16 protein-coding genes and 1 other annotated feature are annotated in these 12,252 nt (G+C 35.6%); of the genes, 3 read left to right on the top strand and 13 right to left on the bottom strand.

The window, feature by feature from the left end; all coding sequences use genetic code 11:
• Positions 1 to 17: 17 nt before the first annotated feature.
• From EKQ63_RS03980 to EKQ63_RS03965, 4 genes are all read right to left on the bottom strand, one after another.
• A complete protein-coding gene (locus EKQ63_RS03980; RefSeq protein ID WP_001007533.1) occupies positions 18 to 596 on the bottom strand; it encodes a TerD family protein in 579 nt (192 codons plus the stop codon).
• Positions 597 to 675: 79 nt separating this feature from the next.
• On the bottom strand, positions 676 to 1,260 hold the full coding sequence (locus tag EKQ63_RS03975; RefSeq protein WP_000146722.1) for a TerD family protein: 585 nt from the start codon (positions 1,258 to 1,260) through the stop codon (positions 676 to 678).
• A 23-nt stretch (positions 1,261 to 1,283) separates the two neighbouring features.
• Complete coding sequence (locus tag EKQ63_RS03970; protein ID WP_087952024.1) at positions 1,284 to 1,880, bottom strand: TerD family protein; 597 nt, start codon at positions 1,878 to 1,880, stop codon at positions 1,284 to 1,286.
• 128 nt (positions 1,881 to 2,008) lie between these two features.
• Positions 2,009 to 2,887 (bottom strand): ROK family protein, encoded by an 879-nt coding sequence (locus EKQ63_RS03965; RefSeq protein ID WP_143880748.1) that lies wholly within the window; start codon positions 2,885 to 2,887, stop codon positions 2,009 to 2,011.
• 202 nt (positions 2,888 to 3,089) lie between these two features.
• Here EKQ63_RS03965 and EKQ63_RS03960 point away from each other — a divergent pair, with 202 nt between their 5' ends.
• A complete protein-coding gene (locus EKQ63_RS03960; RefSeq protein WP_143880747.1) occupies positions 3,090 to 3,644 on the top strand; it encodes an LPXTG cell wall anchor domain-containing protein in 555 nt (184 codons plus the stop codon).
• Positions 3,645 to 3,761: 117 nt separating this feature from the next.
• On the opposite strand, the gene proS is transcribed toward EKQ63_RS03960, so the two are convergent.
• Both proS and EKQ63_RS03950 read right to left on the bottom strand, forming a co-directional pair.
• The gene (proS, locus tag EKQ63_RS03955; RefSeq protein ID WP_087952021.1) at positions 3,762 to 5,192 is read right to left on the bottom strand and encodes a proline--tRNA ligase; all 1,431 of its coding nucleotides are present in this window, start codon (positions 5,190 to 5,192) and stop codon (positions 3,762 to 3,764) included.
• A 47-nt stretch (positions 5,193 to 5,239) separates the two neighbouring features.
• Positions 5,240 to 5,446: a binding site (T-box leader), on the bottom strand.
• 93 nt (positions 5,447 to 5,539) lie between these two features.
• Entirely contained in the window at positions 5,540 to 5,833 is a 294-nt protein-coding gene (locus EKQ63_RS03950; protein WP_140168513.1) for a YesK-like family protein, read from the bottom strand.
• Positions 5,834 to 5,987: 154 nt separating this feature from the next.
• On the opposite strand from EKQ63_RS03950, the gene EKQ63_RS03945 reads away from it, so the two are divergent.
• Positions 5,988 to 7,301 carry an alkaline phosphatase family protein gene (locus EKQ63_RS03945; RefSeq protein ID WP_087994760.1) on the top strand — a complete coding sequence of 438 codons (1,314 nt, stop codon included), beginning with the start codon at positions 5,988 to 5,990 and terminating at the stop codon, positions 7,299 to 7,301.
• Between the two features lie 108 nt (positions 7,302 to 7,409).
• Positions 7,410 to 8,693 carry an MFS transporter gene (locus EKQ63_RS03940; RefSeq protein WP_087952018.1) on the top strand — a complete coding sequence of 428 codons (1,284 nt, stop codon included), beginning with the start codon at positions 7,410 to 7,412 and terminating at the stop codon, positions 8,691 to 8,693.
• Between the two features lie 36 nt (positions 8,694 to 8,729).
• Here the strand turns inward: EKQ63_RS03940 and EKQ63_RS03935 are convergent, their stop codons facing one another.
• The 7 genes from EKQ63_RS03935 to EKQ63_RS03905 all read right to left on the bottom strand — a co-directional run bounded on the left by EKQ63_RS03935 (position 8,730) and on the right by EKQ63_RS03905 (position 12,242).
• Entirely contained in the window at positions 8,730 to 9,122 is a 393-nt protein-coding gene (locus EKQ63_RS03935) for a hypothetical protein (RefSeq protein WP_131101333.1), read from the bottom strand.
• A 12-nt stretch (positions 9,123 to 9,134) separates the two neighbouring features.
• A complete protein-coding gene (locus EKQ63_RS03930) occupies positions 9,135 to 9,386 on the bottom strand; it encodes a helix-turn-helix transcriptional regulator (RefSeq protein ID WP_087952017.1) in 252 nt (83 codons plus the stop codon).
• Between the two features lie 56 nt (positions 9,387 to 9,442).
• Positions 9,443 to 10,675, bottom strand: coding sequence for an MFS transporter (locus EKQ63_RS03925; RefSeq protein WP_087952016.1), 1,233 nt, complete (start codon positions 10,673 to 10,675; stop codon positions 9,443 to 9,445).
• Between the two features lie 65 nt (positions 10,676 to 10,740).
• Positions 10,741 to 11,322, bottom strand: a complete 582-nt coding sequence (locus EKQ63_RS03920; protein ID WP_087952015.1) for a TetR/AcrR family transcriptional regulator — start codon at positions 11,320 to 11,322, stop codon at positions 10,741 to 10,743.
• Positions 11,323 to 11,402: 80 nt separating this feature from the next.
• Positions 11,403 to 11,546 carry a histidine kinase gene (locus tag EKQ63_RS03915; RefSeq protein ID WP_087952014.1) on the bottom strand — a complete coding sequence of 48 codons (144 nt, stop codon included), beginning with the start codon at positions 11,544 to 11,546 and terminating at the stop codon, positions 11,403 to 11,405.
• A gap of 125 nt (positions 11,547 to 11,671) precedes the next feature.
• Entirely contained in the window at positions 11,672 to 11,914 is a 243-nt protein-coding gene (locus EKQ63_RS03910; protein ID WP_087952013.1) for a hypothetical protein, read from the bottom strand.
• Between the two features lie 13 nt (positions 11,915 to 11,927).
• A complete protein-coding gene (locus EKQ63_RS03905; RefSeq protein WP_087952012.1) occupies positions 11,928 to 12,242 on the bottom strand; it encodes a thioredoxin family protein in 315 nt (104 codons plus the stop codon).
• Positions 12,243 to 12,252 lie beyond the last annotated feature (10 nt).

Raw genomic sequence — 12,252 nt, 5'->3', positions numbered from 1 at the left:
CGAATATCGTTTCCTTTCTATGCATCCAAGCCATACGCTCTTACAAGCGCACCTAAACCACCTTGGAATCCACTTCCTACTGCATTAAACTTCCACTGTCCATTATGACGATATAATTCACAAAAGACAACTGCTGTTTCGATAGAGAAATCTTCCCCTAAATCGAAGCGAAGAACTTCTTCATTCGTTTCTTCGTTTGCTAAACGAACGAAAGCATTTCCTACTTGTCCAAAATTTTGACTACGACCTTCCGCATCATAAATCGTAACTGTAATAGCAATTTTGTGCACATCTGCTGGAACTTTCTTTAAGTCCACAACAAGTTGTTCATCATCGCCTTCACCTTCACCTGTGCGGTTATCCCCTGTATGTAGAACAGATCCACAAGGAGACTGTAAATTATTATAGAAGATAAAATCAGTTTCCTTCGTACATTTTCCGTTCGCATCTAATAAAAAGGCAGATGCATCTAAATCGAAATCAGATCCACCGTCATAAGATTTAATATCCCATCCAAGACCAATTACTGCTTTTGTTAAGCCAGGGCTTGTTTTACCTAAATCGATTTTCTGTCCTTTTTGTAACTGAATGGCCATGTATATTCACCTCTATATTTTAATCTTTAAAAATATATCCATTAGTAAATATATATTTACTAATGGATAGCTAAATCTATTACTCTACATCTAAACCGAAATTGTTACATAGAGACGCTAATCCACCTTGGAATCCACTTCCGATTGCATTGAACTTCCAGTCACCTGCATGACGATATAATTCACCTACTACAACAGCTGTTTCAATAGAGAAATCTTCTCCTAAATCGTAACGAATTAATTCTGCATTCTTTTCTTCATCTAAAATACGTACGAAAGAATTAGAAACTTGTCCGAAGTTTTGGCTACGACCTTCTCCATCGTAAATTGTAATTGTGAAGCAAATACGTTCAATATGTGCAGGTACGTTTTTCAAATCTACTTTAATCGATTCGTCATCGCCTTCACCTTCGCCAGTTCGGTTATCTCCTAAATGCTCTACAGCACCATTCGCACCTTTTGGGTTATTATAGAAAACAAAATCTTCTGCTCCTGAAACTTTACCGTTCGCACCTACTAAAAAGATACTAACATCTAAATCAAAATCAGCTTGTCCATCATAACGATTTGTATCCCAACCAAGTCCTACAAGAACTTTTGAAAGACCTGGATTCGTTTTTGTTAAGTCTACCTTTTGTCCTTTTTTCAACGAAATTGATGCCATATACAATTCCTCCTCGGTTTATTTTATTGATAACGTGATACAATCTCACTTAAGTTTTTATCTTGTGTACCTTCTCCAACTGCTGAGAACTTCCATTCACTTCCGTGTCGATACATTTCCCCTGCAATTAGAGTCGTTTTTCCAGCATAGTTATCTGATAAGTTGTAACGTGCTAATTCTTCACCGGTTTGTTGGTTTTGAATACGAATATATGCATTGCGAATCATACCAAAGTCTTGACGTCTGTTTACACAATCATAAATATTTACAACGAATACTAAACGGTTAATACGACTTGGGACTTTATGTAACTCTACAAAGATTGTTTCATCGTCACCTTCGCCTTCACCTGTTAAATTATCTCCTGAATGAATAATACTACCACAAGTAGAAAGTTTGTTTCCAAAGTATACCAAATCGTTTTTATTAACAAAACGATCCCCTTCTAACATAACAACAGATGCATCACAATCTACATTTGGTTTACTTCCAAATAATGAAGACAGAAACCCACCTGATTGCCCAATTGGATCCCAGCCTAAGCCAACCTGTAGTTTTGCTACTTTTGGTTGTCCTTTCGTTAAATCGATCTTTTGACCTTTTTCTAAAATAATAGGCATGCAGTTTCTTCCTTTCTACAAAGCATTTTCCAAGGCGGAAAATATTGTATTCTTCCTTTATATTGTAGCATTATTTACCTAGTGATAAAAAGGATAAATTCTCAGTTATATGAAAACATTCATATAACTTACTTATGATGATGTAAGAAGTGGTAAATAGCACCAATCATTCCTGCACAATTCCCGTTTTGTGCAAGTTCAATCTCACAATTATTATAAATCTCTTTGTGTAAATATTTTTCCACTTCTTCTTTTACTTCTTTTAAGAACTGATTTCCTCTATCAGTAATTCCGCCACCTATAACAATCATTTCTGGATTGAAAATATAAGCAAGATTACTAATTCCGATTGCCAAATGTTTAAAGAAGATCCCAACTGCTTGAGCAACTTCCTGATCTCCTTTATCATACAACTCAAAAATTCTTTTCCCATTCCACTCGCCTTTGCCTTTATATTTTCTTACAAGCCGAATTAATCCTGAAATCGAAGCAACCTCTTCAAACGTTTTTCCTTCTATTAACATATTTCCCCATTCACCAGCACTAAACAAATGCCCTCTATATAACTCTCCATCTATAAAAATTGCTCCTCCAATACCAGTTCCAAGGGTGAGCATAATAAAGTTTCCTTTCTCTCTTCCACTACCATTCCACTTTTCTCCGAACGCTGCACAATTCACATCATTATCAATGGATACAGGAACTTTTAATACCTCTTGCAATCTATTCATAATAGGAATCGTACTATAACCCGGAATATGATCCGCACCTCCCGTGACAATTCCTTTATTAATATCAACAATTCCCGCCGTACTAATGCCAATTCCCAAAATCGTATGTTCACCCATTAATTTTTTTGATAAAAGAATGAGTTTTTGAATAATTTGTTCCCCACCCAAATGAATTTCTGTTGGAACTGTTTTATGCTTTAGTACTGTTCCTGTTTCTGAAACAATTCCATATTTAATTTGTGTACCACCAATATCAAATGCAATATATTCTTTCATCTGCTGTCACTTCCTCTACTGTAATGAGTGTAAAATTCTCACGCTCTACTATTTACAAAGAGTTTACACTAACTCTTTTCTCTCTTTAGAAATATACCATCTTTTTCTATATATAGTTTTTTTTGCATAAAACTCTTTTTCCTATGAAATATTACAAAGGGATGTATTTTAGATGGAATATTAATTTTTCAGGAGGAAATCAATGACGAAAATTTTCATTTTAGCATCAACTCTTTCTTTATCTTTTTTTAGTGGTTTAAATATCGGTAATGCAGCAACAGAAAACTTCTCTCCAGTAACAAATGCGATTGTACAAAATAACGATCATTTTGCAGAAGGTAACTCAAAAGATAATAATAAACCACCAGGAAACGGTGGTTCTCAGGACGATAGTGGTTCCGGTGGCAACGGTTCCGATGGTAGCGGTTCGGGTGACAATGGCTCTAGCGGCAATGATTCCGGTGGTAACGGTTCTGGCGGTAGCGGTTCTGGTGGCAGTGGCTCGGGCGGCAATGGTTCCGGTGGCAATGGTTCCGGTGGTAGCGGTTCTGGTGGCAATGGTTCTGGTGGCAATGGTTCTGGTGGCAATGGCTCTGGTGGCAATGGTTCTCAAGGTGGTAACGTAAAAGATAACGCGAAAAAACAAGGCGAGAAGTTACCGAATACTGCAACACATTATCCTGCATCTATTTTAATGGGAATTTCAACATTCCTAATTGGTATGTTACTATTCATTCGCCGTAAAAACGCAAAATAAAAACATATCCCTCCATCTAAAAAATACATGAAACAAATTGTAAAACTAAAAAGGACTTTGGATTGCATTTTATTATGCAACCCAAAGTCCTTTTCATCCTTCCTATCCAAAAGAGCATTAATACGCTTTTCCCCAATACACCATTTGTTTAGCTTCTTTACCACAACAAATACATTCGTCAGCTAAATGCTCTTGCTCAAAAGGCATACACCGAGAAGATACTCCAACTTCTTCTTTTAGTTTCTCTTCACAAGCTAATTCCCCGCACCACATTGCTTTAATAAATCCTTGCTTTTCATCAGCTACTTTTTTCATCTCTTCAAAATTCGTCACACTATACGTATTCTCATCGCGAAATACTTTTGCCTTATTAAATAAAGAATGATGAATTTCCTCAAGTAGTGCTGGAATACGCTTTTCTAATTGATCCATTGCTATAAATTCTTTTTCTTTCGTATCTCTTCTTACGAGTACAACTTGATTCTTTTCAATATCTTTCGGACCAACCTCTAATCGAATTGGAATGCCCTTCATTTCATACTCATTAAATTTCCAGCCTGGTGTTTTATTACTAGCATCTATTTTTACTCGTGCAACCTTTTGAATATGTTCTTGTAACTCAGTTGCTTTCGCTAAAACGCCTTCTTTATGCTGCGCAATTGGTACAATAACAACTTGCACTGGCGCAACTTTTGGTGGCATTACAAGCCCATTATTATCACTATGAACCATAATCAGTCCACCTATCATTCTTGTTGATACGCCCCAAGATGTTTGGTGTACATATTGCCACTTACCGTTACGATCTAAAAACTTAATATCAAATGCTTCAGAGAAATTCGTTCCAAAGTTATGGGATGTTCCTGTTTGAAGTGCTTTCCCATCATGCATTAAGCTTTCAATCGTATAAGTCGCCTTTGCGCCCGCAAATTTTTCTTTTTCTGTTTTTTGTCCTTTAATTACTGGTATCGCTAAGTAGTCTTCACAGAAAGAAGCATATAGATTTAAAATATTTAATGTTTCAGCTTGAGATTCTTCTGCTGTTTCATGAATTGTATGACCCTCTTGCCATAAGAATTCCGTTGTACGAAGAAATGGCCTCGTTGTCTTTTCCCAACGAACTACTGAACACCACTGATTATATAACTTTGGCAAATCATTATAGGATTGGACAATTTTTGAAAAATGCTCACAGAATAAAGTTTCGGATGTAGGGCGTATACAAAGTCTTTCTGCTAACTTTTCATCCCCTCCATGTGTCACCCATGCTACTTCAGGAGCAAATCCCTCTACATGATCCTTCTCTTTTTGCAATAAACTCTCTGGGATAAACATTGGCATATACACATTTTCGTGACCTGTTGCTTTTAACTTTTCATCCATCACTTTTTGCATATTTTCCCATAATGCATAACCGTACGGACGTAGAATCATACATCCTTTTACACTTGAATAATCAACAAGTTCTGCTTTTTTTACAATATCTGTGTACCACTGTGCAAAGTCCTCTTCCATTTTCGTAATCGCTTGTACTTGTTCTTTTGCCATAGTCAGTCTTCCTCCTTCTAGAAAATACAAAAAAGCCCGCGCCCCTAAATAGGGACCGAGCTTTGCCGGCGTTACCACCCTGATTCATGCACAAAAATTGTGCATGCTCTCTTTTTGATAACGGGAAATTCCCGCTGCATATGCAGAACGCAAAGGTAGGTTCCATATCGCCTTTTTAAGAATCTTTCAGCCTGCTGGATTCTCTCTCTGCTAAAAAGGTTGAACATGTACTAATCCTTTTTCATCGTTATAACGAAATAAATTTGTTGATTATCATAATACAAATTCTTTTTTAAAACAATAGCTAATTTTCTTACTTTTATATATTCTTTTCATTTTTTACAGTTTTATACGTAGCTTTTCCGCGTAATTTTCACAAGTTGATGTGCAATCATACCGATAAGTGTACCAAGCAGGACAAAGAAACTAATAAATCCATATCCCATTCCTTCCCATCCACCAATAACCATCATTGTAACGGGAAAGGATGCTAAGCAAAGAAGTATTAAACTAAGTGCAAATATAATATCAAACTGCTTGTCTGGAAACCGTTTCTTTAGTAAATACGAAATAGCAAATACAAGAATAATCGTAATTCCGCCAATGATGTAAAAGATACTAAATCCATCTAGCAGATCCATAGTATTCCCTCCTTTCATTCATTCCCTTATACTTAATTATATGTTTAACTTTTCTGAAAATAAATAATAAATTTTATTTAAAAACATATTTTTATTACTAGGTATTAATAGTAATATATAGTAATAGGTTTCATATAATTAGGAGGATTACTTTATGGATAAAGCATTAACGAATCGTGTCATTATTTTATCATTCGACTGTTTATCAGCTTTAGATTTTCCTATACTACAAAAATTACCTCACTTCCAATCTCTAATCAAAAAGGGTACGGTTGTCGAAAAAGTAGAGCCCATCTATCCTTCTGTAACCTATCCAAGTCACTCAACAATCGTAACTGGTAATTACCCTAATAAACATGGTGTTGTTAGCAATACGTTACTTCAACCTGGACGTGAATCCCCCGATTGGCATTGGTACCGAAAATCAATACAAGGAACAACATTATATGATGAAGCACATAAAGCAAATTTAACGACAGCTGCCCTTCTATGGCCTGTTACCGGCAGAGCAAATATTGATTACAATTTACCAGAAATCTTTCCAAATAGACCGTGGCAAAATCAAGTTTTAGTTTCATTATTTAGCGGTAGTCCGCTATACCAATTAGATTTAAATCGTCGTTTCGGCCATATACGAAATGGATTGTCACAACCTGAACTCGATGATTTCGTACTTGCTTCTGCTGTGCATACAATCCAGACGAAAAAGCCTAATGTCATGTTTGTACATTTCACCGATTTAGACACCCAAAGACACTATCACGGCTTTGAATCAAAAGAAACAATAGCGGCAATTCATAGACATGATGAGCGACTAGGGAAAATTATTCAAGCTTTAAAAGACAGTGGACTATACGAAGAGAGCACCATTATCGCTCTTGGTGATCATAGCGCTTTAAGTGAAAACAAAGCCATTCAATTAAATGTACTATTTCATCAAAAAGGGCTTATCTCTATAAATTCAAAAGGAAAATTAGTAGACTGGAATGCTTATTGCCAAAGTTGCGATGGGTCCGCCTATGTATATGTGAAAGACAAAAACGATACAGATACAATTCGAGAAGTACAACTACTCCTTGAAGAACTGCTTCAAAATAAACAAAACGGTATTGAATTTATACTTCATGATGAGGATGCAAAGGAATGCGGTGCAGATGGTAATTGTTTATTTATGTTGGAAGCACGAGAAGGATATTATTTCACTGAAAACCATACAGGAGATTTTATAAAAGAAATTACTGAAAAAGATGTTACACCTAGTAAAAAATATACGTTTGGTACGCATGGATACTCTCCAACAAAACCTAACTATGAAACAATTTTTATAGCTGCTGGGAAAGGGATACAAAGCGGCATTACCATACCGTATATGAGACTTATTGATGAGGGCCCAACTATCGCAAGACTACTCGGTTTACACTTAGGTGAAACAGACGGATCAATTGTAGAGGATTTACTCCAATTGTAAAGAACTGTGTATATATGTAAAAGTTATGTAAAATTCATCATTGTTTCTCTTTTTATAATTTTTATTTTTGTACACTGTTAGTAGAACAAATTCGAGGGGGAACATTATATGAAAAAAATGTCCAGACAAGAAAAAAGCTGGATATTATACGATTGGGCGAACTCCGTATATTCGCTCGTCATTACAACTGCATTATTTCCAATTTACTTTAAAGCAGCTGCAAAAGAAGCTGGACTATCTGGTGCAACTTCAACAGCCTACTGGGGATATGCAAACTCATTCGCTACACTTTTAATTTCTATACTTGCTCCTATTCTCGGCACAGTTGCTGATTATAAAGGGTTTAAAAAACGATTTTTCACATTCTTCTTTGGACTCGGTATCGTATTTACAAGTATGCTAGCAGTCGTCCCAACATCTCAGTGGTACTTATTACTAGGCTGCTATATGCTCGCATTAGTCGGTTTTGCAGGAGCAAACATTTTTTATGATGCATTTTTAGTAGATGTTACCTCTAAAGATAGAATGGATCGAATTTCTACGAGAGGTTTCGCTTTAGGCTATATTGGGAGTACTATTCCATTTATCGGTTGTATTGCTCTTATTATTCTTGCTCAAAAAGGAACTATCCCTTTATCAGTCGGCATTGCTAGTCAAATTTCATTCGCAATAACAGCTCTTTGGTGGGGATTATTCACCATTCCAATGCTAAAAAACGTAGAGCAAACGCACTATATTGAACGCCATCCAAGACCAATTGTAATGAGCTTCAAACGCCTTGCTGATACTTTTAAAAATATTAAAGAATATAAAACGGTCTTTATGTTCTTAATTGCTTACTTTTTCTATATTGATGGGGTCGATACAATTATTACTATGTCTACCGCTTACGGAACAGACCTCGGTATTAGTGCAACGAATCTATTAATCATATTATTTGTCACACAAATTGTCGCTTGCCCATTTGCTTTATTGTATGGAAAACTATCAGAAACATTTACCGGTAAAAAAATGCTATATGTTGGTATTATTATTTATATCATTATCTGCACATATGCTTATTTCTTAAAAACGACACTCGATTTCTGGATTTTAGCAATGTTAGTTGCCACTTCTCAGGGCGGGATTCAAGCACTGAGTCGTTCCTACTTTGCGAAACTAGTGCCTAAAGAATCTGCAAATGAATTCTTCGGATTTTATAATATATTTGGCAAGTTTGCCGCGATTATGGGTCCAGTATTAGTCGGTGTTACAACGCAATTAACGGGAAAAACAAACGCTGGTGTCCTTAGTATTATTGTACTGTTCGTTATCGGTGGATTCTTACTAACTAGAGTTCCAGAAAATCCTACATCCGTTACACCACCTAGTCCAAAAACGAAAACGCTATAAGAAAAAGATCCTCTTCACGCAAGAAGAGGATCTTTTTTATCTATAACGTCTTACAATTAAAAATTCTACAGCTGGCTTTACAACTATTGCAGCGCATAGTGCAAACAATAACGGTATGTTATGAAAATCAATCCATCTATTAAAGCCTACCGATGCGAAAAACAGACCAAAAATGAATACAACGAGTACATAATATGTAACATTGGCACTTGTTTTTAATACATGTTTTTCTAAATCTTCGTTCTCCTCAGTATCCCCTTCAACGCTATGTGATGCCAAACTTTTAAATAGATAATGTAACGCGATGCTACAAATAAATAGTGCATACCAATTTACTTGAAGTTCAGTTAACCAATAGTAAAGTGCAAACACTAACGTACTTATAGCCACTAATGCCGTAACTACAAGGTTTATTTTCTCTTTCCCCAACAACTACTCCCCCTACTGCTTGTACAAAAATAGTTTATCAACAGTTGTTCCTAATACTTCCGCTAAACGAAACGCTAACGCTAAACTTGGATCATATTTATTATTCTCAATTGCATTTATCGTTTGTCTTGAAACTTTACACTTATCAGCTAATGCACCTTGTGAAATATTATTTTCAGTGCGTAATTCATAGATTTGATTTTTCACACCATTTCTCCTAACATGTAAAATCGTTTTTACATCATCAGTATATAATTGGGGCATTTCATTGTCAAAAGATCGCCATGAAAAAAGGGAGCAATTCAGCCCCCCTGCAATAGCTATTTCGAAGCCAATGAATTCGTCATTTCCTCTTGATTAACAACATCTTCTTTCTTTATTTGCATACGTAAAACCGGACCTATTGCTAATAAAATAAGTAACATTGCTATACAAAATACGGTAACTAGTGAGGTCATCTCCTTCAATCCTCCAGCTAGTGAAGTTCCAATTAACATTGCTCCCATAAACAGCGGTAAAATCGTCCCATTTACTCTTCCAATCATATTTTCTGGTACAAGTTGAATCATAAGCGTACCGACAACGATATTCACACAGGCTAAACAAATGCCTGTTCCAAACCTCATAAAACTAGTAATCCAAAATGATGTAGATAGCCCTTCTACTAAAAATGACATCGCTAATATGCTCATACCGAATACGAACATCTTTTTCGGGTTCACTTTTGAAGCGAAAATCGCAGCAACAATACCACCAATTAACATACCTATTCCATCAGCTGCAGCTAAATATTGAACTGCTTCCTTTTCCATTCCAAGGCGTTCTATTACAAGAAACACCTCTAATGGCATTGTTAATCCAACAGCTAAGCCTATAATGGTGAAAGTGATTGTAATCATACGTAAATTTTTCGTATGAAGAACATATTTCCAACCTTCTTTTATATCATTTTTTAATGAGTCTCTCGCCACTTGCTCTTTTTCAACCCATTTTGGTAAAAATGAAAGGGCGATAGCAGATAACAAAAATAAAATGATTAAGCTATATAGTGACGTAAATAAACCAAGTTGTGTATACACAAGCGATCCTACCACCGGTCCAAAAATCAGAAATAATGACTGTAATGTTTGGTTAAATGCAATCGCATTTGCTACCTGTTCTTCTTTTACATAGCGCTTAAATATACGCGAAGATGATGGCTGAGAAAACTGACCTACAATCGCGGAAATGAGTGTTGCAAAAAATATAGCCTGCCAATAATCCAGTTTTAACAACAGGACAATTCCTATAATAGACAGGACACTTAATACATCTCCAGCGACCATTGTTCTTTTCGGATTCCAGCGATCAGCTAGCGCACCACCGATAAACGAGAAAATAAAAATAGGTGCATATTCCATAACTGATAACAACGACACGGAAACTGGATCATTATTCGTTCGCTCCATTATGAAATATAGAAGGGCCATATTTCTGATCCAAATTGCAAATTGTTGTAAAATATCAGACGCCATAACGAGCATAAATGCTCGGTTTTTAAATAAAGCGTTCATTTGCATTCCCCTTTCACAAACCGACCGTTCGGTCTATTTTGTTTTGTAAGAAAGCAACTGACCTATTATTCAGCTGCCATTCCCTTTAACAATACATCTATTGCCTTTTTATAAATACGTTGTAGCTCTTTATAATCTAACTCGTAGTAAAGTACTCCAAGCCCTGATAATAATCCATTCACAATATACATAAGATCGCGCGTATTATCTTCACGAAACTCTCCAGACTGTATGCCTGCTTCAATTAGTTTCTCAAACATAACATATGATTCTCTAGTTAAAGCTAATAGTTCATCCAAAATCTCTTTACTTACAACTTGGCTCATAGAGAATTCCTCTATTGCATTTGAAATTGGTTGCTGTATGTCCTCTACATGATATTCCGCGAGACCATATAGTTTTTCAGTATTCGTACTATACAACTTCTCTTTTTCATTCCATTTTTCAAGCCAATCATACGTATGCTGTTTTACTACAAATAAAAATAATTCTTCTTTACTTTTAAAGTGATAATAAATGCTTCCTTTACTTCTCTCTGTAATTTCACAAATTTCTTCCATAGATGTAGCTGAATAGCCCTTCTGTGAAAACAGACTTTCTGCTTTATATGCAATTTCTTTCTTTATCTCTTCTGCGCTTCTTCTCATATTCACACCTCTTTAAACCGACCGTTCAGTCTAATGATAACAAATCAAAAACCTCTATCGCAAGAGGCTATATTCCTTATTTAAGAAAACGTACTTTCAAACCAAGTTCGAATCGTATGTATTGTTCCAAATTTAAATGCTAATTTAACTAGAAATACGCCTCCCGCAGCTAATAAAAATAACACTACTTTCCCCTTGTTTTTCACTTTCGGCTCCCTTTTCATTTCCATTCCCCTTAGTATGTTAAAAATATTAATCAAACATTTGTTTAACTGTGTTTATGCATATGTAAGCCGACTAATCAAACGTTTGTTTAAAAAGAAATACGCCTATATAAGGCGCATTTTCATCAATCACCACCACCGCAGCTTCCCCCGCTATCTCCCCCAAAAGACCCTCCACAATCATGTGAACCTCCATCATGCGAGCTATCATTATCAGATCCAGCAAAGAAAAATAATGGTGATGAGTTGTTAGATGAATTATGAATGTTATTTTGTTTCGCAAGATTTACCTTCTTTTTGTTTGATCGAACTGCTGTTACGATCGTTCCGACTACAACAAATAATAGTATGACAATAATAAATTCCATATAAAATCCTCCCTTATTCCTTGAATAATTGAATGGTTCTCTCTAGATTTTCAAGTGAAATGAAGCGTGATTCGCGAAGGATCTCTTTTCCTTTATAAAATAATAAAACTGTTGGCCCTGTAAATACTCCATATCGCCCTGCAATCTCTTGCATGTCTTGTAGTAATATCTCTATTTTCTCTACATAATCATAATTCTCTAATACGCAATTTACTTTTCTTAGCATAACATCACAAACACCACAATTTTCCGTTTTAATAAACAGAAGTACCAATTGTTGTTCTTCAATATAGGTCGCTAATTCTTCTATCGTTTTAAATGTAGTCATCTTATCTCTC

Source organism: Bacillus sp. BD59S (assembly GCF_007363175.1).
GTDB lineage: Bacteria > Bacillota > Bacilli > Bacillales > Bacillaceae_G > Bacillus_A > Bacillus_A pacificus.
The sequence above is the reverse complement of the archived record's forward strand: the minus strand, read 5'-3'. Positions and strand labels throughout refer to the sequence as shown.

Excerpts from the sequence above, each read along its gene's own strand:
- EKQ63_RS03980 (WP_001007533.1), bottom strand. The coding sequence starts at position 596 with ATGGCCATTCAGTTACAAAAAGGACAGAAAATCGATTTAGGTAAAACA.
- EKQ63_RS03975 (WP_000146722.1), bottom strand. The coding sequence starts at position 1,260 with ATGGCATCAATTTCGTTGAAAAAAGGACAAAAGGTAGACTTAACAAAA.
- EKQ63_RS03970 (WP_087952024.1), bottom strand. The coding sequence starts at position 1,880 with ATGCCTATTATTTTAGAAAAAGGTCAAAAGATCGATTTAACGAAAGGA.
- EKQ63_RS03965 (WP_143880748.1), bottom strand. The coding sequence starts at position 2,887 with ATGAAAGAATATATTGCATTTGATATTGGTGGTACACAAATTAAATAT.
- EKQ63_RS03960 (WP_143880747.1), top strand. The coding sequence starts at position 3,090 with ATGACGAAAATTTTCATTTTAGCATCAACTCTTTCTTTATCTTTTTTT.
- proS (WP_087952021.1), bottom strand. The coding sequence starts at position 5,192 with ATGGCAAAAGAACAAGTACAAGCGATTACGAAAATGGAAGAGGACTTT.
- EKQ63_RS03950 (WP_140168513.1), bottom strand. The coding sequence starts at position 5,833 with ATGGATCTGCTAGATGGATTTAGTATCTTTTACATCATTGGCGGAATT.
- EKQ63_RS03945 (WP_087994760.1), top strand. The coding sequence starts at position 5,988 with ATGGATAAAGCATTAACGAATCGTGTCATTATTTTATCATTCGACTGT.
- EKQ63_RS03940 (WP_087952018.1), top strand. The coding sequence starts at position 7,410 with ATGAAAAAAATGTCCAGACAAGAAAAAAGCTGGATATTATACGATTGG.
- EKQ63_RS03930 (WP_087952017.1), bottom strand. The coding sequence starts at position 9,386 with ATGCCCCAATTATATACTGATGATGTAAAAACGATTTTACATGTTAGG.
- EKQ63_RS03925 (WP_087952016.1), bottom strand. The coding sequence starts at position 10,675 with ATGAACGCTTTATTTAAAAACCGAGCATTTATGCTCGTTATGGCGTCT.
- EKQ63_RS03920 (WP_087952015.1), bottom strand. The coding sequence starts at position 11,322 with ATGAGAAGAAGCGCAGAAGAGATAAAGAAAGAAATTGCATATAAAGCA.
- EKQ63_RS03915 (WP_087952014.1), bottom strand. The coding sequence starts at position 11,546 with ATGAAAAGGGAGCCGAAAGTGAAAAACAAGGGGAAAGTAGTGTTATTT.
- EKQ63_RS03910 (WP_087952013.1), bottom strand. The coding sequence starts at position 11,914 with ATGGAATTTATTATTGTCATACTATTATTTGTTGTAGTCGGAACGATC.
- EKQ63_RS03905 (WP_087952012.1), bottom strand. The coding sequence starts at position 12,242 with ATGACTACATTTAAAACGATAGAAGAATTAGCGACCTATATTGAAGAA.